At 55.4% G+C, this 25458-nt stretch carries 23 protein-coding genes; 9 read left to right on the top strand and 14 right to left on the bottom strand.

Translation table 11 applies throughout. The annotated features are described in order from the left end of the window. The first annotated feature begins 11 nt into the window (after positions 1-11). Entirely contained in the window at positions 12-425 is a 414-nt protein-coding gene (nikR, locus tag ACW17M_RS09580) for a nickel-responsive transcriptional regulator NikR (RefSeq protein ID WP_233973686.1), read from the top strand. Between the two features lie 57 nt (positions 426-482). Here the strand turns inward: nikR and ACW17M_RS09575 are convergent, their stop codons facing one another. Next, entirely contained in the window at positions 483-965 is a 483-nt protein-coding gene (locus ACW17M_RS09575; RefSeq protein WP_022520436.1) for an FKBP-type peptidyl-prolyl cis-trans isomerase, read from the bottom strand. A 176-nt stretch (positions 966-1141) separates the two neighbouring features. Here ACW17M_RS09575 and ACW17M_RS09570 point away from each other — a divergent pair, with 176 nt between their 5' ends. Further along, positions 1142-1423, top strand: a complete 282-nt coding sequence (locus ACW17M_RS09570; protein WP_027959688.1) for a hypothetical protein — start codon at positions 1142-1144, stop codon at positions 1421-1423. A gap of 82 nt (positions 1424-1505) precedes the next feature. On the opposite strand, the gene ACW17M_RS09565 is transcribed toward ACW17M_RS09570, so the two are convergent. The 9 genes from ACW17M_RS09565 to ACW17M_RS09525 all read right to left on the bottom strand — a co-directional run bounded on the left by ACW17M_RS09565 (position 1506) and on the right by ACW17M_RS09525 (position 10411). Next, on the bottom strand, positions 1506-1976 hold the full coding sequence (locus ACW17M_RS09565; RefSeq protein ID WP_133733353.1) for an outer membrane lipoprotein: 471 nt from the start codon (positions 1974-1976) through the stop codon (positions 1506-1508). A gap of 307 nt (positions 1977-2283) precedes the next feature. Next, positions 2284-3882 carry an isocitrate lyase gene (locus ACW17M_RS09560; protein WP_022520433.1) on the bottom strand — a complete coding sequence of 533 codons (1599 nt, stop codon included), beginning with the start codon at positions 3880-3882 and terminating at the stop codon, positions 2284-2286. Positions 3883-4282: 400 nt separating this feature from the next. Next, positions 4283-4708 (bottom strand): GNAT family N-acetyltransferase, encoded by a 426-nt coding sequence (locus ACW17M_RS09555; RefSeq protein ID WP_039860133.1) that lies wholly within the window; start codon positions 4706-4708, stop codon positions 4283-4285. After that, positions 4708-5898, bottom strand: coding sequence for a JmjC domain-containing protein (locus ACW17M_RS09550; RefSeq protein ID WP_457547311.1), 1191 nt, complete (start codon positions 5896-5898; stop codon positions 4708-4710). Before ACW17M_RS09550 ends, ACW17M_RS09555 begins: the two co-directional genes overlap by 1 nt. A 63-nt stretch (positions 5899-5961) precedes the next feature. Beyond that, a complete protein-coding gene (purB, locus tag ACW17M_RS09545; RefSeq protein WP_041157877.1) occupies positions 5962-7347 on the bottom strand; it encodes an adenylosuccinate lyase in 1386 nt (461 codons plus the stop codon). Between the two features lie 83 nt (positions 7348-7430). Next, on the bottom strand, positions 7431-8069 hold the full coding sequence (hflD, locus tag ACW17M_RS09540) for a high frequency lysogenization protein HflD (protein WP_039860134.1): 639 nt from the start codon (positions 8067-8069) through the stop codon (positions 7431-7433). Beyond that, the gene (gene mnmA, locus ACW17M_RS09535) at positions 8066-9253 is read right to left on the bottom strand and encodes a tRNA 2-thiouridine(34) synthase MnmA (protein WP_027959683.1); all 1188 of its coding nucleotides are present in this window, start codon (positions 9251-9253) and stop codon (positions 8066-8068) included. Before mnmA ends, hflD begins: the two co-directional genes overlap by 4 nt. An 82-nt stretch (positions 9254-9335) precedes the next feature. Continuing rightward, a complete protein-coding gene (locus ACW17M_RS09530) occupies positions 9336-9776 on the bottom strand; it encodes an NUDIX hydrolase (protein ID WP_027959682.1) in 441 nt (146 codons plus the stop codon). Continuing rightward, positions 9776-10411: a pseudouridine synthase gene (locus tag ACW17M_RS09525; protein WP_027959681.1), complete on the bottom strand. Its 636-nt coding sequence runs from the start codon at positions 10409-10411 to the stop codon at positions 9776-9778. The genes ACW17M_RS09530 and ACW17M_RS09525 overlap by 1 nt, the downstream gene beginning before the upstream one ends. 175 nt (positions 10412-10586) lie before the next feature. On the opposite strand from ACW17M_RS09525, the gene ACW17M_RS09520 reads away from it, so the two are divergent. From ACW17M_RS09520 to clpA, 3 genes are all read left to right on the top strand, one after another. After that, positions 10587-12821, top strand: coding sequence for an NADP-dependent isocitrate dehydrogenase (locus tag ACW17M_RS09520; RefSeq protein ID WP_457547310.1), 2235 nt, complete (start codon positions 10587-10589; stop codon positions 12819-12821). A 338-nt stretch (positions 12822-13159) separates the two neighbouring features. Beyond that, complete coding sequence (gene clpS, locus ACW17M_RS09515) at positions 13160-13468, top strand: ATP-dependent Clp protease adapter ClpS (protein WP_035538640.1); 309 nt, start codon at positions 13160-13162, stop codon at positions 13466-13468. A 139-nt stretch (positions 13469-13607) separates the two neighbouring features. Next, a complete protein-coding gene (gene clpA / locus ACW17M_RS09510; RefSeq protein WP_022520422.1) occupies positions 13608-15884 on the top strand; it encodes an ATP-dependent Clp protease ATP-binding subunit ClpA in 2277 nt (758 codons plus the stop codon). A 191-nt stretch (positions 15885-16075) separates the two neighbouring features. Here clpA and infA read toward each other — a convergent pair whose 3' ends face one another. The 3 genes from infA to aat all read right to left on the bottom strand — a co-directional run bounded on the left by infA (position 16076) and on the right by aat (position 17970). Further along, positions 16076-16294, bottom strand: coding sequence for a translation initiation factor IF-1 (gene infA / locus ACW17M_RS09505; protein WP_007111068.1), 219 nt, complete (start codon positions 16292-16294; stop codon positions 16076-16078). Between the two features lie 131 nt (positions 16295-16425). After that, positions 16426-17160, bottom strand: coding sequence for an arginyltransferase (locus tag ACW17M_RS09500; protein ID WP_022520421.1), 735 nt, complete (start codon positions 17158-17160; stop codon positions 16426-16428). Positions 17161-17223: 63 nt separating this feature from the next. Next, on the bottom strand, positions 17224-17970 hold the full coding sequence (aat, locus tag ACW17M_RS09495) for a leucyl/phenylalanyl-tRNA--protein transferase (protein ID WP_009288042.1): 747 nt from the start codon (positions 17968-17970) through the stop codon (positions 17224-17226). Positions 17971-18101: 131 nt separating this feature from the next. Between aat and ACW17M_RS09490 the strand changes: the two genes are divergently transcribed. Further along, positions 18102-21362 carry a DNA translocase FtsK gene (locus ACW17M_RS09490; RefSeq protein WP_278371886.1) on the top strand — a complete coding sequence of 1087 codons (3261 nt, stop codon included), beginning with the start codon at positions 18102-18104 and terminating at the stop codon, positions 21360-21362. A 191-nt stretch (positions 21363-21553) separates the two neighbouring features. Further along, the gene (lolA, locus tag ACW17M_RS09485; RefSeq protein WP_009288044.1) at positions 21554-22219 is read left to right on the top strand and encodes an outer membrane lipoprotein chaperone LolA; all 666 of its coding nucleotides are present in this window, start codon (positions 21554-21556) and stop codon (positions 22217-22219) included. Between the two features lie 98 nt (positions 22220-22317). Here the strand turns inward: lolA and ACW17M_RS09480 are convergent, their stop codons facing one another. Continuing rightward, positions 22318-23652, bottom strand: coding sequence for a replication-associated recombination protein A (locus ACW17M_RS09480; protein ID WP_027959677.1), 1335 nt, complete (start codon positions 23650-23652; stop codon positions 22318-22320). A gap of 297 nt (positions 23653-23949) precedes the next feature. On the opposite strand from ACW17M_RS09480, the gene ACW17M_RS09475 reads away from it, so the two are divergent. Beyond that, a complete protein-coding gene (locus tag ACW17M_RS09475) occupies positions 23950-24495 on the top strand; it encodes a hemerythrin domain-containing protein (RefSeq protein WP_009288045.1) in 546 nt (181 codons plus the stop codon). Between the two features lie 86 nt (positions 24496-24581). Next, positions 24582-25433: a glutamate racemase gene (locus ACW17M_RS09470; RefSeq protein ID WP_041157881.1), complete on the top strand. Its 852-nt coding sequence runs from the start codon at positions 24582-24584 to the stop codon at positions 25431-25433. Positions 25434-25458 lie beyond the last annotated feature (25 nt).

Here is a 25458-nt window from a genome sequence, read left to right as displayed (position 1 = left end):
AGGGGGCGTGAATGCAGCGTGTAACGGTAACGCTTGATGAGGAGCTGGTGGCAGAAGTGGATGCGTTGATGCGCGAGCGCGGTTATCAAAACCGCTCAGAGGCGATTCGCGATTTGACCCGCAGCGGCTTAAAACAGGCGAGAGAAGAGGCTGCACCTGACTCGCCCTGCATGGGCGCGCTGGTGTATGTCTATGATCATGCCGCTCGGGAGCTGTCCAAGCGTTTAACGCGTCACTCCCATGACCATCATGACCTGACGCTTTCGACTCTGCATGTACATATCAACCATGACAGTTGCCTGGAAGTGGCGTTGCTCAAAGGTCAGGGGCGGGCGCTCAAGCAGTTTGCCGCTGAAGTTACTTCGTCGCGCAGCGTTCGTCACGGCCAGTTGGTGCTAATACCTGACGGAGAACCTTCTTTTTAAGCATAAAAAAGGGCAACCCGATAGGGTCGCCCTTTTTGCAGCGGTTACGCGAGCGTCTTAGTGCTCAACGCCGCCTTCGCCGTGCACGTGGCCGTGCTCAACTTCTTCAGCACTTGCTTCACGTACTTCAGCGATCTCAACATCAAAGTTGAGCTGCTGGCCGGCCAGCGGGTGGTTGCCATCGACAACGACCGTATCGCCTTCGACTTTCTTAACGGTCACCATCAGAGGGCCGCCTTGAGTCTGGGCTTGGAACTGCATACCCGGCTCAATGCTTTCAACGCCTTGGAACGCATCGCGGGGTACTTCTTGCATCAGCTGCTCTTGCAGCTCGCCATAACCCTCTTCAGGGGATACGGCAACGTTCAGCTTCTCGCCTGCTGCACGACCTTCCAGCTCTTTTTCAAGACCCGGAATAATGTTACCAGCGCCGTGGAGGTAGGTAAGCGGCTCACGGCCTTCGGAACTGTCTAGCACTTCACCTGCATCGTTGGTCAGGGTGTAGTGAAACGCGACAACCGAGTTTTGCGCAATTTGCATGGAATAACCTTTCGGTGAGTGCATGTCCCAATATGGTAACGCGTGTGCGCTGGCTTGTCAGGGGGTAGCGACGCTTTTTCCTACTCACCACTTTCGGCGGTATTGCGCGTCAGGGTGACCAGGGATACCCTACAACCATCATTTTTTCCTTTGCCCTATCATTTTTGGAGCATGTAATGACGATCTTGATTATTTGGCTTATCGCTTTTTGCCTGATTGCTTATTTTGTCTATCAGCGCTGGAATAGCGGCGTTAGCGAGGGGTTAGATAAGGTGTTGCCCGGTTTTTTGAAAAGCCATGGCGACAATCGCTATCTATGGGTGATTACGCTGGCAGTGTTGGGGGCCACCACCCTGGTGCAGCCGGTTGAAATGCTGCTGGTCGTCATCCTGCTTGCCCTGATTGGCTGGGCAATCATGGCGCTGGCTAAATGGGCGGGTAATAAAACCCATCACTAAGCTGTTCGCGATAAAAAGCCCGGCCATCTTATTTGATGGCCGGGCTTTTTTATACTTGAACGCTTTTGATTAACGATTGTGCTTAATAGGGCGCAACGCTCATGCTGGCGCCGTTGCCAATCATGCGTACACGTTGGCCCGCTTGATATTGATGGTCGGCTTTCTGAACCACCACTACATTACTGCCGTCATCGCGACGAATTTCCATTTCTAGGGCGCTGATACGGTTTGTACGATCTTCTGCCGCTGTACCGGCAACAGCACCGCCGAGTGCGCCTGCTACTGTGGCTAGCTGACGGCCCGAACCGCCGCCTACTTGACTACCCAGAAGACCACCGATAATCGCGCCACCGCCGCTGCCTAAAAGACCACCGGCGCGGCTTTCCGCTTGAATCTGTACCGGGCGAATAGCCACAATGGTGCCGTAGGTGACGCTTTGCCCCGTTTGCGCTTGGCTACCGCGATAGACATCACCTGAATAGGGGGCAGTGTTGGCACAGCCTGCCAGCGTGAGAATGCTCATTGCGGCAACAGGGAGAAGAAGACGTTTCATTAAAACCTCCAGGGTGTCTATTTTTTACAACTGTCATCTAAATGCCTGCCATTTGTAAGAAGTGCACAGGATAGATTGCAGTTATAGAACAGTGTTCGTTAAAGATAGCCGATGCTAACGGCTTTGACCAGCGTTCATGAAAAAAGATCAAAGTTGGTAGAGCAGTCGCCAAAAAAAGCTTAACCGAGAGTCTAACAGCGTATTAAGAAAACAGTGTGCAAATACGTATAACCAAGCAAAAACAGGAGGCCTGGAGGCCTCCTGTTGCAGGGTTTGCATGGTGAGTTTAGGTTTTAAAACCTGCTCATTAGCCAAACTGGTTCATGGTGTTGTCTTTGCCACCGGCTTTGAGGGCGGCATCGCCGTGGAAGAACTCTTTATGGTCATCACCGATATTGGAGCCTGCCATATCCTGGTGACGTACGGTGGCGATTCCCTGGCGAATTTCCTGGCGCTGTACACCTTTCACGTAAGCCAGCATCCCTTCATCGCCGAAGTAGCCTTTCGCTAAGTTGTCGGTGGACAGGGCAGCCGTGTGGTAAGTTGGCAGCGTGATCAGGTGGTGGAAGATGCCCGCTTCGCGAGACGAGTCGCGCTGGAAATTGCGTGTCCACTCATCGGCCAGCTGGCCAAGCTCGGTATCGTCGTACTCTGCGCTCATCAGCTTGTCACGCTGGTAAGCGGAAACGTCTTTACCCTCTTCCTGCCATGCATCGAACACCTGCTGGCGGAAGTTGAGCGTCCAGTTGAACGACGGAGAGTTGTTATAGACCAGTTTGGCATCCGGCACGACCTGGCGAATGCGGTTGACCATGCTGGCGATCTGGCCAACGTGGGGCTTCTCGGTTTCGATCCACAGTAGGTCGGCGCCGTTTTGCAGGCTGGTGATGCAGTCAAGAATCACGCGATCTTCACCAGTGCCGGGTTTAAACTGGTAGAGGCCTGAAGCGAGACGCTTGGGTTTCACCAGCTTGCCGTTCTGCTTGATGACTACGTCGCCGTTGTTAATGTCGGCGGCATTTTCGATCACATCGCCGTCCAAGAAGCTGTTGTACTGATCGCCTAGGTCACCGGGTTCATTGGTGACGGCAATTTTCTGGGTCAAGCCCGCGCCGAGTGAGTCGGTACGCGCAACGATAACGCCATCTTCAATGCCGAGTTCCAAAAAGGCGTAACGTACGGCGTTGATTTTGGCCAGGAAGTCCTCGTGGGGCACAGTAACTTTACCGTCCTGGTGACCACACTGCTTCTCATCAGAGACCTGGTTTTCCAACTGGATGCAGCAGGCGCCCGCTTGAATAAACTTCTTGGCTAACAGGTAGGTGGCTTCTGCATTACCAAAGCCAGCGTCGATATCAGCAATAATCGGTACGATATGAGTTTCGTAGTTATCGATTTTACCGATCAGTTCCTGCTCTTTTGATTTGTCGCCAGCCTCTTTGGCTTCATCAAGGGCGCGGAACAAGTGGTTAAGCTCCCAGGCATCGGCTTGTTTTAGAAAGGTATAGAGCTCTTCGATCAGGTTCGCGACGGAGGTTTTTTCGTGCATCGACTGGTCGGGCAGCGGGCCGAACTCGGAGCGTAGCGCGGCAACCATCCAGCCGGAAAGGTAGAGGTAGCTACGTTTGGTGGTGCCAAAGTGCTTCTTGATCGAGATTAGCTTCTGTTGACCAATGAAGCCGTGCCAGCAACCTAGCGACTGGGTGTACTGGGCGGTATCGGCATCATAGGCGGCCATATCTTCGCGCATGATCTTGGCGGTGTAACGCGCAATATCCAGGCCAGTGTGAAAGCGGTTCTGTGCACGCATGCGAGCGGCATACTCAGGTTTGATGGTTTCCCACTTGCCGCCTTGAGCCTCGCGTAGTTGGGCCATGGCTTTGATATCGTCGAGCAGTCCTGTCATGAGCTTATCCTCTTCGGGCTGGATAGTGTTTCGCAAATCAGCTTTTGCTTATGCTGCACCTGCGAAGTTGTATTTAGCATTATTGATTTTCGTGATTGTGTCTCTAGGTCAATCGTCTCTCATGCAAACGTCTTGAAAGCTGGAAGCAGTAACGCTAGAGACCTCAGCTACAGCGTTGAGCTTGATGGATTGACCCAATCCGCTTAACGCTGCAATGCAATAACTATCCACGAGGATGGCGCCTTCAACAATTGACACTTGGGGGCAGAGGCCGTTGTAACCCGACGACAGGGAGGTAGAGGAAGGGAGGGTTTGTGTAGTCGTTTTTCGTCAAGATGGCGGCAAGAGCGCATAAAAAAGCACTGCCGAGGCAGTGCTAGAGATCCACCAAGAGGGCTTGTTAATCGAGCGAAAGCGTCATTTCTCGATGAGGGATGCCTGCATCCAGAAACTCATCGCCATGGGCGATAAAGCCTAGACGCTCATAGAACGCCAGTGCGTGTACCTGGGCACTCAGGGCCACTTGGGCGTGGCCCGCATGGCGTGCCGCTTCAATCGCGGCCTGCATCAGCAGTACACCAATACCGCTGCCACGGGCATTAGCGAGTACGGCGACGCGGCCTATATGCCCGTCGGGCAGCAGTCGTGCGGTGCCTACCGGCTGCTGATCAAGCATGGCGAGAAAGTGCTGGCACGCCGGATCCAGGCCATCCCACTCCTCATCCTGGGGCACGCTCTGCTCTTCAATAAATACCTTGCGGCGGATCTCGCTGGCCGTTGGGCCCAGCGTTTCCCAACTGCCAGTGCTAATGTGGGTAATCGCCATTAATACTCCTCGTCGTCATCACCTTCATCACTCATAAAGCCGAGGCTGCCGGTATTGACCAACTGGGTGATGAGCGCAGTTGCGCCGTCAAGCTCAAGGTCTACGGCGTAGAGAGGGGGGGTGTCGGCTAGGCGTTTGGCTAATTCAGTTGAACAGGCGTGGCCGTCACCATCCACAAATAGCGTGGTACCGCTGGCATCGCGACGCCAGGCAAAGCGTGAGCCAGGCATATGGTAGAGCGGCTCCCCCTCTTGTAGTTGAGCAACAAGCGCCTCTTCGTCCAACGGTGTTTCAAGCGGTACCACTTGATCGACATATTTTGGCTGAGTCATCACCCGGCCAAACCACTGGGCAATCTGAGTAGGGTTATCCAGCGTCGACATAATCAGCTGACGCATACGCTCAACGGCTGCGTCGTCCAGTTCACCGACCTGCTGAGCAGGCGCCATGCCCGCATCGCTGTAACGCTGAGAGGCAGGCAACTGCTCACCCAAATAGTCGGCGTAGGAGGTGATCGCCTCATCGGCCGAAGGAGCGCGAAAGCCAACTGAAATGGTCATGCAGTCATCGCTTTGGCTAACGCCGTGATGCGCCCAGCCGGGAGGGAGATAAAGCATGTCGCCGGGGTCAAGCACCCAGTCGGAGTCGGGCTCTACGGTGAATTCTTTCAGGATGCGGAGATCGATACCTTGGATGATCGGCGCATCTTCCGTGAGCTTGCCGCCCAGCTGCCAGCGGCGGTGGCCGCTGGCCTGGAGTAAAAAGACATCGTACTGATCGATGTGCGCACCCACATTTCCGCCAGGAGGTGCGTAGCTGATCATCACGTCATCGAGCCGCCAACGAGGTAGGAAGTCAAACTCATTCATTAGCGCAGCCACCGATGGAACATAGTGGTCAACCGCTTGCACCAGAAGGCTCCAGTTTTTTTCCGGGAGCCGTTCAAAAGTGGCTTCATCGAAGGGGCCGTGGGAGACCTGCCAAGGGCCATCCGGGCCCTCCTCTTCAACCAAACGCGCTTCTACGCCAGGCTCGCAGGCGAGTCCAGCCAGTTCATCGGCTTCAATCGGGCTGATGAAGTCGGGCATGGCGCCACGAATCAGCAGCGGCTTTTGCTGCCAATAATTGGCCAGAAAGTCTGCAGCGGTAAGATCGCCCAGCAGTGTTAGCGGCTTATCGTGATGGTTCATGGCGTGTCCTGGTGTAGTGGTCGCAGCAACGTTGGTCACAGCAAGTTGGTCACAACAAATGGGTTACAGAGAGTTTAGCTGATGTGTCAGTGCTTCGGCTTGCGCCTGGGCATTACCAATATAGTTGGCCGGTGAGAGCGCCTTCAATTCGGTTTTGACCTCGCTGGGCAGTTCAAGGGTATCAATAAACGCCGCAAAGCCTGCTTGGTCAATACGTTTGCCACGAGTCAGTTGCTTGAGTTTTTCATAGGGCTTTTCAATACCGTAACGGCGCATCACCGTTTGAATCGGCTCGGCGAGCACTTCCCAGCTGTTATCCAGATCAGCATCTAAACGCTCAGGGTTGGCTTCAAGCTTGCTGATGCCTTTGAGGCTGGCGTGGTAAGCAATCAACCCATATGCCAAGCCTACGCCAAGGTTACGCAGCACGGTGGAGTCAGTCAGGTCGCGCTGCCAGCGGGAGATCGGCAGCTTTTGCGCAAGGTGGCTAAGCACAGCGTTGGCCAGGCCCAGGTTGCCCTCGGAGTTTTCAAAATCAATCGGGTTAACTTTATGTGGCATGGTCGAGGAGCCAATTTCGCCCTCAACCGTGCGCTGCTTAAAGTAGCCCAGTGAGATATAGCCCCAAACGTCGCGATCGAAGTCGATCAGGATCGTATTGAAGCGGCAAATGGCGTCAAACAGTTCGGCGATATAGTCGTGGGGCTCGATCTGGGTAGTGTAAGGGTTAAAAGTCAGCCCTAAGCCTTCCACAAAGGTGCGGGCATTGGCTTCCCAATCGATCTCCGGGTAGGTGGTCAGGTGGGCGTTATAGTTGCCCACAGCGCCATTGATTTTGCCGAGCACTTCCACCGCTTCGATCTGCTTCAGCTGACGCTTAAGGCGGTACGCCACGTTGGCCATCTCTTTGCCCAGCGTGGTCGGGGTGGCGGTTTGACCGTGAGTACGCGACAGCATCGGCTGGGCGGCGTGGGCAATGGCTAGCTTGGCAATGTCATCGGCAACCTCGTGCATGGTGGGCAGCATGGCGTTCAGGCCGTCGCTGAGCATTACGCCGTAAGAGAGGTTGTTGATATCTTCGCTGGTGCAGGCAAAGTGAATGAACTCGGTCACTGCATGTAGCTCGGCCTGACCTGCGATCTTCTCTTTGAGGAAATACTCCACTGCTTTGACGTCGTGATTGGTGGTGCGCTCGATCTCTTTGATGCGTTCGGCATCCGCGATAGAAAACTCACGAATCAATTGCTCAAGGAACGCGGTAGCCTCAGCAGATAAGCGCGGTACCTCGGTAATCTGAGCATGCTCAGCCAGGCGCTGTAGCCAGCGAACCTCCACAATCACACGGGCGCGAATAAGGCCGAATTCACTGAAGTGTTCGCGCAGGGCGGCGGCTTTAGAGGCGTAGCGGCCGTCGACGGGGGAGAGGGCGGTCAAAGCGGAGAGTTGCATGGCATCGTTTCCAGGAGGTTCGAAAGAAAATTAGTCGAGAGCAAGTTAATTGAAAAGACGTCGATCGAGAACAGAGTAGCCGTCTAGTCGAGGCTATCCAGTGCCCGGCGTAGCGCTTTACGCTGGAATACCAGTTTCCAGCGGCGCCCGCCTTGCTGGTGCCACAATAATCCAAAGCGAATCCCCGCCATTAAGCAAGCGCGTACACGCTCAGGCATCATGCGGCTCTGCAGCAGTGATGGATCCCCTTGCACCACAATGCGGGTTTTAAAGGTGGATATCGTCTCTTGGTACGCTTCCCCAAGACTGGCCACCACGTTTTCATGGGTAGTGCCAAAGTGCTCGGCTTGACCCTGAATGCGGGTTAATTTTTGGCCCAGTGAATCCATCATGTCGTTATTGGTACGCAGCTTATTCATTAGCATCAGCAGCGAAAAACCGTAGCGCAACACCACCGGGTTCGCCTGCTTACGCCCCACCAGGGCTTCTAAGGTATCCAGGCCGCGGCGCAGATTATTGGGGTGCCCGCCATAAATCGCCTCGAAGCTTTCCGGGTTAGTATCCACAGTGGCCTCAATCAGCGTTTCCCAGGCGCGGGTGTCGACCTGCCCGGTGCGAGCCAGCTCATCGACCAGGCTGGCGGCTTGAAAGACGCCAGCAAGGGCAAGTGCTTGGCGGACTGCCGGAGAATCGGGGGCGCGATGAATCGGGGTAGGATTCATGCAGCAGCCTCCGCGGCTTTCTTCCAGGTAGCGCGAATAACGCCGCCGCCCAAGCATATGTCGCCATCGTAAAGCACCAACGACTGGCCAGGGGTGACCGCCCACTGCGGGTCGTCAAACGTGACCTCAACGCCACCGTCGGGCAGCGCGCGCATTTCACAGCCGCAGTCGCTTTGCCGATAGCGTGTTTTGGCGGTAAAGCGCCCCTGCTGAACCGGCGGCTCACCCGCCACCCAATCCATGGCCTCTGTGACCAAGGTATCGGAGTAGAGCAACTGGTCATGCTTACCCTGCACCGCGATCAGTACATTGCGATCAAGATCTTTTGCCGCCACGTACCAGGGGTCTTCGGAGTAGTTGGCAAGCCCGCCAATGCCTAGACCCTGGCGCTGGCCCAGGGTGTAGTACATCAGCCCCATATGTTTGCCGATGACATCGCCATCCGGCGTTTCAATGGTACCGGGCTGGGCGGGCAGGTACTGCTGGAGGAAATCGCGAAACCGGCGCTCGCCGATAAAGCAGATGCCGGTGGAGTCTTTTTTCTTAGCGGTGATCAAATCGTGCTGTTCTGCAAGCGCGCGTACGGCGGGCTTTTCCAGCTCACCTACGGGGAACAGAGTACGGGCAATGGCGGCTTCTGGCACTGCATGCAGGAAGTAGCTTTGATCTTTATTGCTATCCAGGCCTTTCAGCAGGCGCGGGCGAACATCGCCATCGCCTTGGCTAACATGCCCTTTACGAACATAGTGACCAGTGGCGATTTTGTCGGCTCCGAGCATTTCAGCGTACTCAAGGAAGACCTTAAATTTGATCTCCCGGTTACACAGAATATCCGGGTTGGGCGTGCGGCCCGCTTTGTATTCGGCTAAAAAGTGCTCGAATACATTATCCCAATACTCGGCGGCAAAGTTAGCGGTGTGCAGTTTAATGCCCAGTTTGGCGCAGACCGCCTCGGCGTCGGCGAGATCCTCTTTGGCCGTGCAATATTCGGTTCCGTCGTCTTCATCCCAGTTTTTCATAAACAGGCCTTCGACCTCATAGCCTTGTTGCATGAGGAGAAGGGCCGAAACGGACGAGTCGACGCCGCCGGACATACCGACAATCACTTTGCCATTAGCGGCTGTGGCGGATGACTCAGTGGTGGATGAGCCTGGCGTAGTTGGTTCAGTGGATGACATGGGCATCCTCAGTTGAAGTAGGGTGCAAATAAGCAGTGTGCAGTTGGGCGAGGATTATACACGATGGGGGGTAATGGCTTCGAGTGCTTCACTCGCGAATCACCGACAGGGGATAGCCAGGCCCGCTGAGTGCATCCTCGATACGTTTGAGTACCAGCGGGCTGCGTAGGCGCGCCTGCTGATCTAACGACCGTATTTGCTCAATGGTAAGCCAGTGGGTGGCAAAGATATCCGGGTCGAGGGGGAGGTCGAGTTGATGAAGCGGCGCAGCAATAAAGCCGTGGCTGTGAAACGTTTGCCCTTCGTCGGTATGAAATACGTATAAACCCAGATATCCGGTGAGCGATACCTGCCAAGCAGTCTCTTCCAGTACCTCGCGCAGAATGGCCGCTATGGGACCTTCGCCGGGTTCAATATGCCCAGCGGGCTGGTTAAACACACTTTGCGGGCCGCCACGCTGCTCTTCTACCATCAAAAAGCGCTCGCCCTGCTGGATGACGCAGGCCGCCGTGCTGCGAATAAGGCTCATCAGGGGTTCCTGCGTTTTGTGGTGGGCCGCCTACGCTGATCTTTTCGCGGAGCTATTCGTCGCTGACTTGGGGGCGTATTCGTCGGTCTGGGCGCGTGTAGGGCTTCTTTGCGCCATTCGCCAGGTGCCAAACCATCCAGCCGCCAGGGGCCGATAGCTACGCGAATCAAGCGCAGGGTGGGGTAGCCGACATGAGCAGTCATACGGCGAACCTGGCGGTTACGGCCTTCGCTTATGGTTAGCTCCAGCCAGCTAGTCGAGGGGTGGCGTTTGGGGTCGATGGGAGGGTGGCGTGGTGCGGTCGTAGGCGGATCTATTCTGTGCGCTTTGGCCGGCTGCGTTGGGCCATCTTTCAGCGCAATGCCTTGGCGCAACGCCTTCAATGCCGTGTCATCGATTTGCCCTTCCACCTGGGCCCAGTAGGTTTTGGGCTGCTTATGGCGCGGATGAGAAATGCGGTGAATCAGCTCGCCATCATCGCTGAGCAGCAGTAGGCCTTCAGAGTCGTAGTCAAGTCGTCCTGCGGGGTAAATATCTTTCACATCGACATAATGCGCCAGGGTTTGCCGCCCCTCACGGTCGCTGAATTGGCTCAGTACCTGGAAAGGCTTATGCAGTAAATAAAGGTTGCTCATGACTTCTCGTTGCCCCTTTTACTTTCTATTCGCTCTCAGGAATGGGTATGTCGACAATGCGCACGGCGGGCAGCGCTGGTATACTCCGGCTACCTGATGGGGCGCCCATCGTTGAGCTCGCGCTCCGCTCAAGATTTCTTGCCATCGCAGCGAAAAGAGAGAGGTTAACGCAAAAATGACCAAAACGCCGAAGATCATCTATACGCTCACTGACGAAGCGCCCGCGCTCGCGACGCACTCCCTACTGCCGATTATCGATGCCTTTACCGATTCTGCCGGCATTCAGGTAGAGACCCGCGATATTTCCCTGGCCGCTCGCATCATTGCTCAGTTCCCTGACTATCTGAGCGAAGAGCAACGGATCGGCGATCACCTGGCGGAGCTTGGCGAACTGACCAAGACCCCAGAAGCTAACATTATCAAATTGCCCAACATTAGCGCCTCTCTGCCTCAGCTAAAGGCGGTGATTAAAGAGTTGCAGCAGCAGGGTTACAAGCTTCCTGACTACCCTGAAGCGCCTCAAAGCGATGAAGAGAAAGACATTCAGGCGCGCTACGACAAAACTAAAGGCAGCGCCGTTAACCCGGTGTTGCGTGAAGGTAACTCGGATCGCCGCGCTCCGCTGTCGGTCAAGAATTACGCCCGCAAATATCCCCACCGCATGGGTGAGTGGAGCAGCGACTCCAAGTCCCATGTGGCGCATATGAGTGGAGGCGATTTCTACGGCAGCGAGAAGTCCGCGCTGATTGAAAAAGCCACCGATCTCAAGATCGAGCTGGTCGCTAAAGACGGCAGCACCACGGTGCTCAAGCAGAAAACCTCGGTACTGGAAGGCGAAGTCGTCGACGCTGCGGTCATGAGCCGTAACGCGCTGCGTCGTTTTGTGGCCGACGAAGTCGCTGACGCAAAAGCCAAAGACGTGCTGTTCTCGCTGCACCTTAAAGCGACCATGATGAAGGTCTCTGACCCGATCATGTTCGGTATGGTGGTCAGCGAGTTTTATCAGGACGTGCTGAGTAAGCACGCAGATGACCTCCAGCAGGCGGGCTTCGACCCCAATAACGGTATCGGCGATCTCTATTCGGCCATTAAGTCACTGCCGGAAGAGCGCCAGACCCAGATTGAGGATGAGATTCAAGCACTTTATGCCGAGCGCCCGCGTTTGGCGATGGTGAACTCCCATAAAGGGATCACCAACCTGCACGTGCCCAGCGATGTGATTATCGATGCTTCCATGCCGGCGATGATCCGCGACTCCGGTAAAATGTGGGGCGCCGACGACCAACTGCACGACGTCAAAGCCGTCATTCCTGATCGTTGCTACGCCGGTATCTATCAAACGGTCATCGACGATTGCAAACAGCACGGTGCCTTTGATCCGACGACTATGGGTAGCGTACCCAATGTAGGTTTGATGGCCCAGAAAGCTGAAGAATACGGCTCCCACGATAAGACCTTCCAGATTCCTACCGACGGTACCGTACGTGTCACCGATACCAGCGGCAATGTAGTGCTTGAGCACAGCGTTGAGCAGGGCGACATTTGGCGGATGTGCCAGACCAAGGATGCTCCGGTTCGCGATTGGGTGAAGTTGGCGGTTAATCGTGCCCGCGAAAGCGGAACGCCGGCTATCTTCTGGCTGGACGCCCAGCGCGCCCACGATGCTCAACTGATCAAGAAAGTCGAGAGCTACTTAAAAGAGCACGATACCACTGGCCTGGATATTCGTATCATGACGCCAGAGGAGGCCATGCGCTTCTCTCTGGAGCGTATCCGCAAGGGCGAAGACACTATCTCCGTCACTGGTAACGTACTGCGCGACTATCTGACTGACCTGTTCCCGATTATGGAGCTCGGCACCAGCGCCAAGATGCTCTCAATCGTACCATTGATGAATGGCGGTGGCTTGTTTGAGACCGGCGCTGGCGGCTCTGCTCCCAAGCACGTTCAGCAGTTGCTGGAAGAGAACCATCTGCGCTGGGACTCGCTGGGCGAGTTTTTGGCCCTGGCGGCATCCCTTGAACACCTGGGCAGCACCTTCGATAACGCTCGGGCAAAAATGCTGGCCAAAGCGCTCGATCAGGCGAACGGCAAGTTCCTGGATAGCAACAAGTCGCCGTCGCGCAAAGTGGGTGAGCTGGACAATCGCGGCAGCCACTTTTATTTGGCGCTATACTGGGCTGAAGCGTTGGCAGAGCAGAGCGAAGATAGCGAAATGCAGACGCTATTCGGACGCCTAGCTGACGAGCTAACGGCCAAAGAAGCGACCATTGTCGATGAGTTGAACAGCGTTCAGGGCCAGCCTGCGGATATTGGTGGCTACTTCCACCCGGATCACGAGCTGACGGCTAAGGTGATGCGCCCCAGCCAGACTCTCAACGAAACGCTTGCCATGGTCGCAAAAGGCTAATAGAGACCGCCTGTGATTAGGCTGAATGACCCCCGTCCGCTTGGCGGGCGGGGGTTTTGCATTGCACTCGCTATTGCGCGCTGTAATATTTTAAGTTTTCCATGAACCCTTGCTGATCGAAAGCGTCTTACGTTTAGGCTAATAAGCTATAGTAGTTAAGAAATTATAGTAGTTAAGAGGCTACAGTTAAGAAACTACACTAGTGAATTGGCGATGTGAGGTCTGATAAACGCTTCCATCGGTCAGTGTCGAGACAACCAACCGTGCAGCTTATGCCCAACCAAGATAGTTCATACTTGACCGTGTTACCCGTAAAAGCGGGGATGACGCGGCCAGATATGCCCGATGAAGATGGTGATATAGCGGTACAGTCAGCAGAACCGGCGCTGGCGCAACCACCGCTTTATAAGGTAGTGCTTCACAACGACGATTACACGCCGATGGAATTTGTCATTGAAGTGCTGCAAGATTTTTTTAACATGGACAGCGAGACGGCCGTTCAGGTCATGCTCGCCGTACATACCCAAGGAAAGGGCACTTGTGGCGTGTTTACGCGCGATATAGCCGAAACAAAAAGCTATCAGGTAAATGAATATGCCCGTGAGTGTGAGCACCCGTTGATAAGTGATATTGAGGCCGCCAATTAAAAGCGTTGAGAAATAATTGGTGGTGAGGCTTGCAACCGTGCCATTTGTACCCGATGTTGAGAGTGCCGGTCGACTAAATTGATCCGACGCAAGCCCTAGGTGGCGACACGCCCTAGGTAGTAGCGAAAAGGGGACTGCCATGCTGAGCAAAGAACTTGAAATGACCCTGAACACGGCCTTCACCGTGGCGCGCTCAAAGCGCCATGAGTTTATGACCGTTGAGCACCTGCTGCTAGCGTTGCTAGATAATGCCTCAGCGGTAGACGTACTGAAGGCCTGCGGGGCTAACCTCGACAAGCTGCGGTCCGATCTGCAGGATTTTATTAACTCGACTACGCCACTGATTCCAGAAGGCCAGGGTGATCGTGAGACCCAGCCCACGCTTGGTTTTCAGCGTGTTTTACAACGGGCGGTCTTCCACGTTCAGTCATCTGGCAAAAGCGAAGTGTCCGGTGCCAATGTGTTGGTGGCGATCTTTTCCGAGCAGGAGAGTCAGGCGGTATACTTCCTTAAGCAGCAGAACGTTGCGCGGGTCGATGCAGTCAACTACATCGCCCATGGTATCTCCAAAGTGGCCGGTCACGGGCCGTCTCCCTCGCCTTCTTCACCTGAGAGTGAAGACGCGGAGGAGGGTGGCAGTGAGGGCGCTGCGCATCCGCTCACTGGTTACGCTACCAATCTCAATGAACAGGCACGGCTGGGTAAAATTGATCCGCTGATTGGCCGCGACCACGAGCTTGAGCGCGTGGTACAAATTCTGGCCCGTCGGCGCAAAAACAACCCGTTGTTAGTCGGTGAGGCGGGTGTAGGTAAAACCGCAGTGGCCGAAGGCCTTGCCAAGCGTATCGTCGAAGAAGACGTTCCCGATGTTATTGCCGATGCAGTGGTCTACTCGCTGGACATGGGCGCGCTACTGGCCGGTACCAAGTACCGTGGTGATTTTGAAAAACGCCTCAAAAGCCTGCTGAGCGAACTACGCAAGCAGCCTAACGCTGTGCTATTCATTGATGAGATTCACACGGTGATTGGTGCAGGTGCCGCCTCTGGTGGCGTGATGGATGCGTCCAATCTGCTCAAGCCGCTGCTTTCTTCGGGCGAATTGCGCTGCATTGGTTCGACTACGTTCCAGGAGTTCCGCGGCATCTTTGAGAAAGATCGTGCTCTGGCACGGCGCTTCCAGAAGGTGGATGTGATGGCACCGTCGGTGGAAGACACCATCAAAATCCTCAAAGGGTTGCGTTCACGTTTTGAAGAGCACCACGAACTTAAGTACACCGATGGTGCGCTTGAAAGTGCCGCACGCTTAGCGGATCGCTACATCAATGACCGCTTCCTGCCCGACAAAGCGATTGACGTGATTGACGAGGCAGGGGCTCACCAGCGTCTATTGCCGCCAGAAGTGCGCGCCAAGACGATCGATGTCGAGCAAGTGGAAGCCGTGGTAGCGTCCATTGCACGTATCCCACCGAAGAGTGTTTCAAGCTCCGACCGCAAGCTGCTCGAGAAGCTGGATCGTGACCTGAAGATGCTGGTGTTCGGTCAGGATGAGGCGATTGATAGTCTCTCTGCGGCTATTAAGCTGTCCCGGGCCGGGCTTAAATCTCCCGATAAGCCCGTTGGTAGCTTCCTGTTTGCAGGTCCCACCGGTGTGGGTAAAACCGAAGTGGCCAAACAGCTGGCGCATATCATGGGCATTGAACTGGTGCGCTTTGATATGTCCGAGTATATGGAGCGCCATACCGTATCGCGCCTGATTGGTGCGCCTCCAGGCTATGTCGGTTACGACCAGGGTGGTCTACTGACTGAAGCGGTGACCAAGCAGCCGCACTGCGTGTTGTTGTTGGACGAGATTGAGAAAGCGCACCCGGAAGTCTTTAACCTGCTGCTGCAGGTCATGGATCATGGCCGCTTAACGGACAACAACGGGCGTGAAGCGGACTTCCGTCACGTTATCGTGATTATGACCTCTAACGCTGGTGCGGAGCAGGCGTCGCGTCGCTCCATTGGCTTCCAGCACCAGGATCACTCCACCGATGCCATGGAAGTGATCCGCCGTACCTTTTCACCGGAGTTCCGCAACCGCCTGGACGGTATTATTCAGTTCCACTCGCTGCCGGTCTCGGTGGTGCGCAATGTGGTCGACAAGTTCTTGATCGAGCTACAGGCGCAGTTGGATGAGAAGCGTGTTCAGCTGGATGTAGACGACATGGCGCGGGATTGGCTGGCCGATAAAGGCTACGATCCTGACATGGGTGCACGCCCAATGGCGCGCCTCATACAAGAGAAGCTGAAGAAGCCATTAGCCGAAATGATTCTGTTCGGAGAACTGGCTGATCAGGGCGGTATTGTCCACGTTAGCCTGGAGGAGGGCGAGTTGCACCTTTCCACAGAGACTGAGATGGCAGATGCGCCCTGAAAAGGGCGCTAAGCCGTGCTAAAAGCTATCTTTCTAATACTCATGCTATATGCATAAAAACGCAGCGCCCTGTCATCGACGGGGCGTTGTCGTTTTTAGTGAACCGCCATTGACGCTGATCGGCGCTGTCGTTAAAGGACAGTCTAGCTGGAGCAGTTAAAATCAGCCGAGCGCGTTAATGGTGTAACGACTTAGCGCGAGCGGTAAACGATACGGCCTTTAGACAGGTCGTAAGGTGTCAGCTCAACTTTTACCTTGTCGCCGGTCAGAATGCGGATATAGTTTTTGCGCATTTTGCCGGAGATATGAGCGGTAACAACGTGACCGTTTTCCAGCTCAACCCGAAACATGGTATTCGGAAGGGTATCGACGATAACGCCTTCCATTTCAATATGATCTTCGCGTGCCATATAGGCATGTCCTCACTGATGAGTTAGTAATGTCATTATCGGTCAGAATTTGAGTGCCGCTAGGTGGGCACTCAAGAAACAGCGCTATATTGTGCCGTAAGCCCGTCGTCAAGGCAAAAAAGCTGGCATTTTTAGCGAATCAGCGGCCGCCAATGGCGTCCATCGAGTATTTCCAATGGCGCGAAAGCCTGCTTGTAGCGCATCTTACGGCACTCTTCGATCCAATACCCTAAATAAAGGTGCGGCAGCGCTTTTTCGCGGCTGAGCTCGATGAGCTGAAGAATGGCAAAAGTGCCTAGTGAGCGCTTATCCAGAGTCTCGCTAACGGCAAAGAAGGTGTAGATTGCCGAGAGCCCATGCTCCAACTGGTCGAATGCAGCCACACCAACCAGCTCTTCGTCGAGGTACATCTCCATCAGATGGGCATAGGACTCATCAAGGGTAAGGAAGGTGCGGTACTGCTCGCGGCTGGGCGGGAACATATCGCCGTCAGCATGGCGCTGACGAATGTAATTCGCGTAAAGCGAGTAGTGAGTAGATGCAAAGTGAGCAGGTACAATGCGGACGTTTATATCGGCATTGCGGCGCCAAATTTTTCGTTGTGTGCGGTTAGCCGCAAACTGGTCAACCGGAATACGCACCGAGCGGCAGGCGTTGCAGCCCTCACAGTGAGGGCGGTAAAGATGGCGCCCACTGCGACGAAACCCTAGCAGCGCCAGCGAGTCATAGACACCTGGAACGGGCGACTCCTGCGGGTCGAGAAACAGCGTTGTCGCTTCCTTGCCGGGTAAATAGCTACAGGCATGCGGCACGGTAAGGAAAAAGCGCAAATCCCGCACCGGCCGACGCGGAGTGTTACTACTCACGGCCTGCCTCCTCATTGTAAAAAAATGGTTGGAACAGAATAAGTTCGTCACGATGGTTCATCACTACGCATTACCCTCGGTGGCAATCGCCTTAAGCCAGAGCGATGCAGGAACAGTGGGTGTTTCAGTGGGTGACGTGGTAAACGTAAATGCCTTATCGGGTAACCAGTTTTTAAGATAGTTGATGAATGCCTCGCGAGCGACTGTAATAGCGCCCAGGCTTGCCAGATGAGGCGTGTGCATTTGGCAGTCGATGAGTTTTCCGCCATGTTCGCGCATGGCCCTGGCGAGATGGGCCAGCGCTACCTTCGAAGCATCCGGGGCGTGGGAGAACATCGACTCGCCAAAAAACACCGGCCCCATGGCGATGCCATACAGCCCGCCCACCAATTGGCCGTGTTGATGGACTTCGATGCTATGAGCAATACCTAGAGCATGCAGCAGCCCGTAGGCCTCGCGCATTTCGTCTGTAATCCAGGTGCCCGCCTCTTCACCACGCGGGGCGGCGCAGGCCTGAATCACCTGATCGAAGTGTTGATCCAGGGTGATATGAAAGCCACCATGGCGTAATCGTTTGGTGAGGCTACGACGCTGCTTAAATTGCTCAGGTAGGAGTATCATGCGCGGGTCTGGACTCCACCACAAAATGGGGTCGTCGTCGCTGAACCAGGGAAATATGCCCTGCCGATAGGCTTCTACCAGCCAAGCGGGCGAGAGCTCCCCTCCGGCGGCCAGCAGGCCATTGGGGGAGGCCAGCGCTTGGGAGGTAGTTGGAAAATTAGGATGTGGCGAGGAAAGCCAAGGTAGCATTACTTGCTCCTGTTACGACGTTCTTGTGCTGAGCGCTTTACGATAGCCTCTGTGACGGCGGAAGGATGCTCGGTATCATGCAAACTCGCAAGTGGATTAAAGACGCCATTGAGGTGTAAAGGGAGAGTCGCTTGAAAGTGAATAAAGCAGTAAACAAGCGAACGCAGCGTAGCGCGCGTCAAACACCATCATCGGCTTCAGCTGCGCGCGTTAACGCCGCAAAGGATAAGGCTCGTCGTTTTGGCCTGCGCTTACAAGGCTCCGTGCGCGAAGGCGTAGTGGTGATCCTGCTGGCGCTGTGTGTTTTCTTATTATTAGCGCTATTTAGTTACCAACCCTCTGACCCAGGCTGGTCTTATCAGGGCCCTGAGACAGATGTGGGTAACTGGATGGGGCAGGTTGGCGCTTGGCTGGCCGATGTTCTCTACTCACTGCTTGGCGCCAGCGCTTTGTGGTGGCCGGGTATGTTCGGCTTTGCCGCTTGGTGGCTGATTCGCTCACGCCAGGTACGTTTTGAACTCGACCCCGTGGCAATTGCTGTCCATGCGGGTGGCTTAGTGCTACTTATTTTCGGCACGACCATGTTGGGGGCGCTGCACTTTTATCACCCTGAGAGCATACTGCCCTATGCCTCAGGCGGTATTTTGGGCGAAGGTTTGGTCGGTGCGTTAAGGCCTTTAGTGGGAAGTGGTGGTGTTGGTTTAATCGCTGCGGCGTTAATTTTAAGCGGCTTTCCGCTGTTTAGCGGTATGTCGTGGCTGCAAGTGGCTGATGAGCTCGGCAAGCGCATATGTCGGTTGGGTAGCTGGTTATCGGCACGACGCCAAGCGCGTCGTATGCGCGCTGCTCAGCGAGCGGCTGCTAAAACTGCCAAAACTGCGGCCAAGCCTCAAGCAGCGCCTGAAGCGCAGTCTCAAGAAGCTAAACCTGAAGCTGCACCCGCTGAGATAAAGCCTGCGGCAGAGCCAGTAGGCAAAAGCCCCAGTGGCCGCGAACGCCGTGAGCCAGGCTTCTCTGTACCACTTTCCAGTCGTGAGGCGAACAGCTCTTCAGAGAGCAATGCGTCAGAAGCGAGTCCTTCAAATAGCAACGAAACCACGGATACTTCGATTCCCTGGGAGGCCGCAGCGTTTTCAAGTAATAAGCATGTGCCTGCTAAAACACCCGCGCCTATCTCTTCGACACCTACCGCGGAGCCGACGGTTTCAGCGCCTGGGGCAGCCCCGTCAGTGACGCCAGCGGCTAAAACGGCAGAAGAGGAGGGAGCAGCGGCACCCCCAGCGCCGCGGGAAAATGCCTTTGTCCAGGCAGAGGTAACGTCAGCAGCGCCTGAGACTCAAGCACCTGCGCCCGGTGATGAACCCAAAGAAGCCGAGACTTCCTTCCCGCTGCGTGCTACTCGTCAAGAAGAGCCTCCGGCGCCTGCCAGGAGTAACTTCTTTGCCAGCGATGAGGCGCCCGCCGAGAAAGAGACTGTTCATGCCGCGCCCGTTGAGCGTCGCAGTGAGCCATCACTCACCGCTGATCCCAGCAGCAGCCAAGCTGAACCACGTGTTGGTGAGCCACATATTGGTGACACTGATGCTGCCTGGAGCCCTGAGCGCGTCACCGCGCCTGAGCCTGCACGTAAACCTGAACGTGTAGCGGAAGTAGTGCCTGAGCCGGTGTGGGACGATGAAGAGATGGATGATGAGCTGTATGCCCAAGGCCGCGATGGAGGAGCGCACTCAACGACTACTCCTCCGTCCACGCCCACCCCAGCAGCTCGCCAAGAACCCAGCTTTGCGCCCGAAGAGAGCACGCCAGAGGCGGATGAAGGCCCCGCCCTGTGGACCGTGGAGCATTTGCAGAGCCAGCGGCCTGCTTTTGAAACTCTGGACGAACCTGAGGGCGACGTGCCGAGCTTGCAGCTGTTGACACCTGCAGAACCGTATCAACCCAATTATAGTGACGAGCAGTTGGCTGATATGGCTGAGCTGCTTGAAGTGCGGCTGCGCGAATACGGTGTGAAAGCGGAAGTGGTGGATACCTGGCCTGGGCCGGTGATTACCCGCTTTGAGATCAAGCCCGCCGCGGGCGTCAAAGTGTCTAAAATCAGTAACCTTGCCAAAGACCTGGCGCGCTCCCTGATGGTGAAAAGTGTGCGCGTGGTCGAGGTTATTCCAGGGCGTCCCACGGTGGGTATTGAAATACCTAATCCCAACCGGGCCATGATCCGCCTGCGCGAAGTTATCGACTCCGACCGTTACCAGCAGGAGACGTCACCACTCACCATGGCGTTAGGCCAAGATATTGGTGGCAGCCCTGTGGTCGCCAACCTGGGCAAGATGCCCCACTTGCTAGTAGCCGGTACCACCGGGTCGGGTAAGTCGGTGGGCGTTAACGCCATGCTGATCTCAATGCTGCTTAAAGCGAAGCCTAGTGAGCTAAAGCTGATCATGGTCGACCCGAAAATGTTGGAGCTGTCGGTATATGACGGCATTCCCCATCTGCTGGCGCCCGTGGTCACCGATATGAAAGAAGCGGCCAACAGCCTGCGCTGGTGCGTGGCCGAGATGGAGCGCCGCTACAAGCTCATGGCGGCCATGGGTGTGCGCAACATCGCGGGCTTCAATGGCCGTTTGGATGAAGCGGAGCGCGCCGGTGCCCAAGTGGCAGACCCGCTCTGGGAACCGCAGCCCTGGGAAGTGCATCAGCCGCATCCAGTGCTGGAGAAACTGCCCTACATCGTCGTGGTGATCGACGAGTTTGCCGATATGTTTATGATCGTCGGCAAAAAAGTCGAAGAGCTGATTGCGCGCTTGGCGCAAAAGGCACGCGCCGCAGGTATCCATTTGATTCTGGCTACCCAGCGCCCCTCGGTGGATGTTGTGACTGGCTTGATCAAAGCCAACATTCCTTCGCGGATGGCGTTTCAGGTCTCATCCAGAATTGATTCGCGCACCATTCTGGATCAGGGCGGCGCTGAAAGTCTGTTGGGGCATGGTGACATGCTCTATCTGCCTGCAGGTTCCGGACCACCTAACCGCATCCACGGTGCCTTTGTGGACGATGACGAAGTACACCGCGTGGTCGATGACTGGAAGCGCCGTGGAGCACCCGAGTATATCGAAGAGATCCTTTCTGGTGGCGTATCCGCCGATGCCTTAACGGGTCTTGAGGCTGAGGGGGGGGATGGCGACGATGCGGAGCAGGATGCGCTCTACGATGAAGCCGTGCAGTTTGTCACTGAAACGCGCAAAGCCTCGATTTCCGCCGTGCAGCGTCGCTTTAAAATTGGCTATAACCGGGCCGCTCGCTTAGTTGAGGCAATGGAGGGCGCCGGTGTGGTGACCTCTATGGGCTCTAACGGTGCTCGGGAAGTGCTTGCCCCGCCTCCGGTGGGCCACTAACCGCTTGATGAAAGCCACAATTATGCAATAAGCGTGAAAGTAGCGCCGCGGGTGAAACCCTGCGGCGTTTTTCTCGTCTGATTGTTACGTTTTTGAGTTAGCCATGGCCGGTTAAGCCGACCTCACTGCTTGATTTTTAAGCAACAGTTTTGAGCAACAGTTACCGGGCAACGGTTGCCTAGGGAGATTATATGCGCGATACGCAAACAAAACGCACTTCAGCAATGGGCGCTTCGCCACTGGCATTTGCGGCAAGTGCCTTGGGTTTAACCTTTGGTGCTCCCGCTTGGGCAGACGATGCTGCCGAGCGTTTGACTGAACGGCTGGATCCGCTTGAGCGTTATCAAGCGGATTTTGAGCAGCAAATTCTTGATGGCAGCGGGGAACGCCTCCAAAGCGCGCGTGGTGAGATGTGGCTGTCTCGCCCCGGTATGCTGCGTTGGGAAGTGGAAGCGCCTTACTCTCAAACCGTGGTCTCTGACGGCGATGATGTGTATATGTACGATCCCGACCTTGAACAAGTCACCGTTCAAGAGATGGACGATCGAGTAACCCATACCCCTGCGTTACTGCTGTCGGGAAGCGTGGACGATTTAACCGAAAGCTATGAGGTGTTCTACGAGCAGGACGGGGGAGAAGATGTCTTTACCCTAGTGCCTATCTCGGCCGATACGCTGTTCGAAGAGCTAAGCATGGTGTTCGATGCCGATACGCTAACCGAGCTGTGGATGATGGACAGTACCGGCCAGCGCACCGCCATCACCTTTAGCAATATTACCCTCAATGGCGAGATTGCTGAGGACATGTTTGATTTCGAAATTCCCGAAGGCACCGATGTTATTCGTGAAGAGCTTTAAGGGTTGGGAGTGAGGAGTGAATGGTGAGGAGTTGGTAAAGAGTTGCTGGAGGGTGGCGGTTAATCAATAACCTGCCACTGGTTTAACCATCAGGCGCCTTAGGGCGCCTGATCTGCTTCCTGGTCAAGATTTTCCCGCCATGCCATGATTTCCCCAAAGCGCTTCTCCTGACCAAAGGCACTTGGCTTGAAGAAGGTGGCTTTAGGCAGCTCTTCAGGCCAGCAGTCGTGGGCGCTTCCCGCCGGGTAGCCGTCTGGTTCGTTATGCGCATAGCGATAGCCTTCGCCATGACCCAACTGCTCCATCAGCTTAGTGGGCGCGTTGCGCAGGTACGTCGGTACCTCAACCTGGGGCTGCTGGCGTACGTACTGCTTGGCTTCACTCCAGGCGCGGTCAATGCGGTTACTCTTGGGCGCCACTGCTAAATGAATTGCCGCGTGGGCAATTGCCCGCTGGCCTTCGTAATCGCCCAGGCGTAAATAAGCATCCCAGGCGGCAATCACCAGCGGTAGCGCGCGAGGGTCAGCATTGCCGACGTCTTCTGAGGCAATCGCGGTCAGTCTGCGCACTACGTCCAACGGGTCACCGCCGCCCTGCATAAAGCGGGCCATATACAGCAATGCCGCGTTAGGGCGTGAAGAGCGTATCGACTTATGAATGGCCGAAAGTAGATCATAATAAGCGTCCCCCTGCTTATCGAAGGCGCTGGCCTGATGGCCGATCACATCGGCGAGTACCTCTTTATGCAGTACTTCGCCGTTTGCTTCCTGAGTAGCGAAATCGCAAGCGGTTTCCAGTAATCCCAGCGCCCGTCGTGCGTCGCCAGCGCTAGCGTGGGCCAGAGCAGTTAATACTTCGTCATCAACCTGAATGTCACGCTTGCCCAGCCCTCGCTCTACGTCGCTGAGTGCCTGGCGCATCACCGTGATCAGTTCCTCATGGGTAAGCGATTTCAGCACATATACCCGCGCACGGGATAGCAACGCCGAGTTGACTTCGAAGGAGGGGTTTTCGGTGGTGGCACCAATCAACGTTAACAGGCCCGACTCCACGTGGGGCAATAATGCGTCCTGCTGGCTCTTGTTGAGGCGATGAATCTCATCTAAAAAGAGGATAACCGTGGAGGACATCTGTTGGGCCCGCTCCACCACAGCGCGAATCTCTTTTACTCCGGCCATCACCGCGCTGAGGTGCTCCAGATGGGCCTGGGAGGCTCGGGCCAACAGCTCTGCCAGCGTGGTTTTGCCAACCCCTGGCGGCCCCCATAAAATCATTGAGCGCACAATGCCTGACTCCGCCATGCGACGTAGGGGTTTATCTGGCCCCACCAGCGCTTGCTGGCCCACGTAATCGTCCAGTTGGCGTGGCCGCATACGAAAGGCTAACGGAGCATCGTCAGCCGGTGTCGCCTGAGCGCTATCAAAAAGATCCATGTAAGCTTCCGTTATAAATCAGTACGTTGAGCAACAAATTGCCAACAAGTATAGGTGGTAAACTGCGTCTTAGAGAACTACCTTAGACGTAACCTATCAGAAAGATACACTTGCGAGGATAGCTTGAGAGGGGCATTGTTTATGATAACTGTTGTTGATAACCCCCGTTAGTTACGACACGCTCAGGTTACGATATGTTTTAGCGACACAACATGTTTGTTACCTCGCGCTTATTATCGCATGCCGTCAATCACGAAGGCTCGACGGTAGGCATGACACAATAAAGGAGACAGTTCGATGTTAAACCAACTGCGTCTAGATCATGCCAACATGGCGAGATTACTCCATGTGCTGCAGCTTAAGCAGAAAACCCTTGCCCAAGGTGAGCGGCCCAACTTCCAGCTTATGCGCGAGGTCGTCGACTATATTTTGTCCTATATGGATGGTTTTGCAGCCCCTCTGGAACGCGTCTGCGTGGAGCGATTGCAAACCCAGGCCCCAGAGCACGTTGCCCTGACCGAACAGATGGCGAATGACTATCGTGAGTTAAAGCCGCGCTTACAGCGCCTCTCCAACGACATTGACATGGTGTTAATGGATAACATCATTCCGATGGATCGTTTTGCCGACGACCTGAAAGATTATTTGGAAGCGCATCGTGCCTATTTGCGTCACGAACGCGAGGGGCTGTTCCCGCTGATTGACGAGCACTTTAGCGAGGAAGATATGGACGAGCTGCGTCAGGCGCTCCCCGAAGGCGCAGAGAAAGAGCTAGAGCGCCTACAGGACGCTTATCCCGAGCTCTATGCTGAACTGCGTGGTGCTGACGTGCCTGTGGTATAGCGCTAGCGGACAAGTGGCCGCTACGGGGCATCAATAAAATGACGGAGCATGCTAAAATAGCGGCTCCGTTTTTTTTAGGCAGAGCCATGATAGGCAGAGTCAGGAAAGGCCCCGTGTTAATTTTTGATTCCGGTGTCGGCGGCCTGTCGGTGGCGCAGTCGCTGCGCCAACACTACCCTGATGCTGCCCTGTGCTATGCCTGCGACAATGCTTGGTTGCCCTATGGGCTGCGCGAAGATGCAGCCCTGACCGACCGCATTGTGGCGGTATGTCGTTCCGCTGTGGAAGCGTGCCAGCCGAGTGTTTTGGTTGTCGCCTGCAATACCGCGAGCACTCTGGCGCTGGAAAACTTGCGCGAGCAGTTGGCGATCCCTGTCGTGGGCACCGTACCTGCTATCAAACCTGCCGCAGCGATTAGCCAGACACGCCATATTGGGCTGTTAGCCACCAAGGCCACGGTAGGGCGGCCCTACACCCAGCGCTTGATTGATAGTTTTGCCAGCGACTGTGTGATTACTCGCGTCGCCGCCGATGCCTTGGTGGTCGAGGCGGAAGCATACCTGGCTGGTGTCACCCCCAATATTGATCGCATGCAGGCGGCGCTGGCGCCGTTATGGCACGCCGTTGCATCTCCATCGTCTGCGCATTGTTTATCGTCTGCTCATCAAGCGCTGGATACCCCAGAGCTAGATACAGTGGTACTGGGCTGCACTCATTTCCCGCTGCTAAAGCCCTGGCTGATGCAGCTGGCCCCCGTGCCGCTACATTGGGTCGACTCCGGCGATGCGATAGCCCGACGGGTTTCGCAAGTCGTTTCTGAGCTAAACAGTGATCAGCAGGATGGCCGCTGCTTTACCACTGCCCCTGCTGCCAATCTGACCGCTGGCCTAGCCCGCTATGGGTTTAAGGCGTCCCAATTGCTTAATGTGGGCGACTGAGCACTATTTACTACTATTGCTGATC

The organism is Vreelandella sp. 2A-K22 (assembly GCF_054065485.1).
The sequence above is the reverse complement of the archived record's forward strand: the minus strand, read 5'-3'. Positions and strand labels throughout refer to the sequence as shown.

Bases quoted from the DNA above. Each gene is read 5' to 3' on its own strand.
- nikR (WP_233973686.1), top strand. From the start codon at position 12: ATGCAGCGTGTAACGGTAACGCTTGATGAGGAGCTGGTGGCAGAAGTG.
- ACW17M_RS09575 (WP_022520436.1), bottom strand. From the start codon at position 965: ATGCAAATTGCGCAAAACTCGGTTGTCGCGTTTCACTACACCCTGACC.
- ACW17M_RS09570 (WP_027959688.1), top strand. From the start codon at position 1,142: ATGACGATCTTGATTATTTGGCTTATCGCTTTTTGCCTGATTGCTTAT.
- ACW17M_RS09565 (WP_133733353.1), bottom strand. From the start codon at position 1,976: ATGAAACGTCTTCTTCTCCCTGTTGCCGCAATGAGCATTCTCACGCTG.
- ACW17M_RS09560 (WP_022520433.1), bottom strand. From the start codon at position 3,882: ATGACAGGACTGCTCGACGATATCAAAGCCATGGCCCAACTACGCGAG.
- ACW17M_RS09555 (WP_039860133.1), bottom strand. From the start codon at position 4,708: ATGGCGATTACCCACATTAGCACTGGCAGTTGGGAAACGCTGGGCCCA.
- ACW17M_RS09550 (WP_457547311.1), bottom strand. From the start codon at position 5,898: ATGAACCATCACGATAAGCCGCTAACACTGCTGGGCGATCTTACCGCT.
- purB (WP_041157877.1), bottom strand. From the start codon at position 7,347: ATGCAACTCTCCGCTTTGACCGCCCTCTCCCCCGTCGACGGCCGCTAC.
- hflD (WP_039860134.1), bottom strand. From the start codon at position 8,069: ATGAATCCTACCCCGATTCATCGCGCCCCCGATTCTCCGGCAGTCCGC.
- mnmA (WP_027959683.1), bottom strand. From the start codon at position 9,253: ATGCCCATGTCATCCACTGAACCAACTACGCCAGGCTCATCCACCACT.
- ACW17M_RS09530 (WP_027959682.1), bottom strand. From the start codon at position 9,776: ATGAGCCTTATTCGCAGCACGGCGGCCTGCGTCATCCAGCAGGGCGAG.
- ACW17M_RS09525 (WP_027959681.1), bottom strand. From the start codon at position 10,411: ATGAGCAACCTTTATTTACTGCATAAGCCTTTCCAGGTACTGAGCCAA.
- ACW17M_RS09520 (WP_457547310.1), top strand. From the start codon at position 10,587: ATGACCAAAACGCCGAAGATCATCTATACGCTCACTGACGAAGCGCCC.
- clpS (WP_035538640.1), top strand. From the start codon at position 13,160: ATGCCCGATGAAGATGGTGATATAGCGGTACAGTCAGCAGAACCGGCG.
- clpA (WP_022520422.1), top strand. From the start codon at position 13,608: ATGCTGAGCAAAGAACTTGAAATGACCCTGAACACGGCCTTCACCGTG.
- infA (WP_007111068.1), bottom strand. From the start codon at position 16,294: ATGGCACGCGAAGATCATATTGAAATGGAAGGCGTTATCGTCGATACC.
- aat (WP_009288042.1), bottom strand. From the start codon at position 17,970: ATGCTACCTTGGCTTTCCTCGCCACATCCTAATTTTCCAACTACCTCC.
- lolA (WP_009288044.1), top strand. From the start codon at position 21,554: ATGCGCGATACGCAAACAAAACGCACTTCAGCAATGGGCGCTTCGCCA.
- ACW17M_RS09480 (WP_027959677.1), bottom strand. From the start codon at position 23,652: ATGGATCTTTTTGATAGCGCTCAGGCGACACCGGCTGACGATGCTCCG.
- ACW17M_RS09475 (WP_009288045.1), top strand. From the start codon at position 23,950: ATGTTAAACCAACTGCGTCTAGATCATGCCAACATGGCGAGATTACTC.
- ACW17M_RS09470 (WP_041157881.1), top strand. From the start codon at position 24,582: ATGATAGGCAGAGTCAGGAAAGGCCCCGTGTTAATTTTTGATTCCGGT.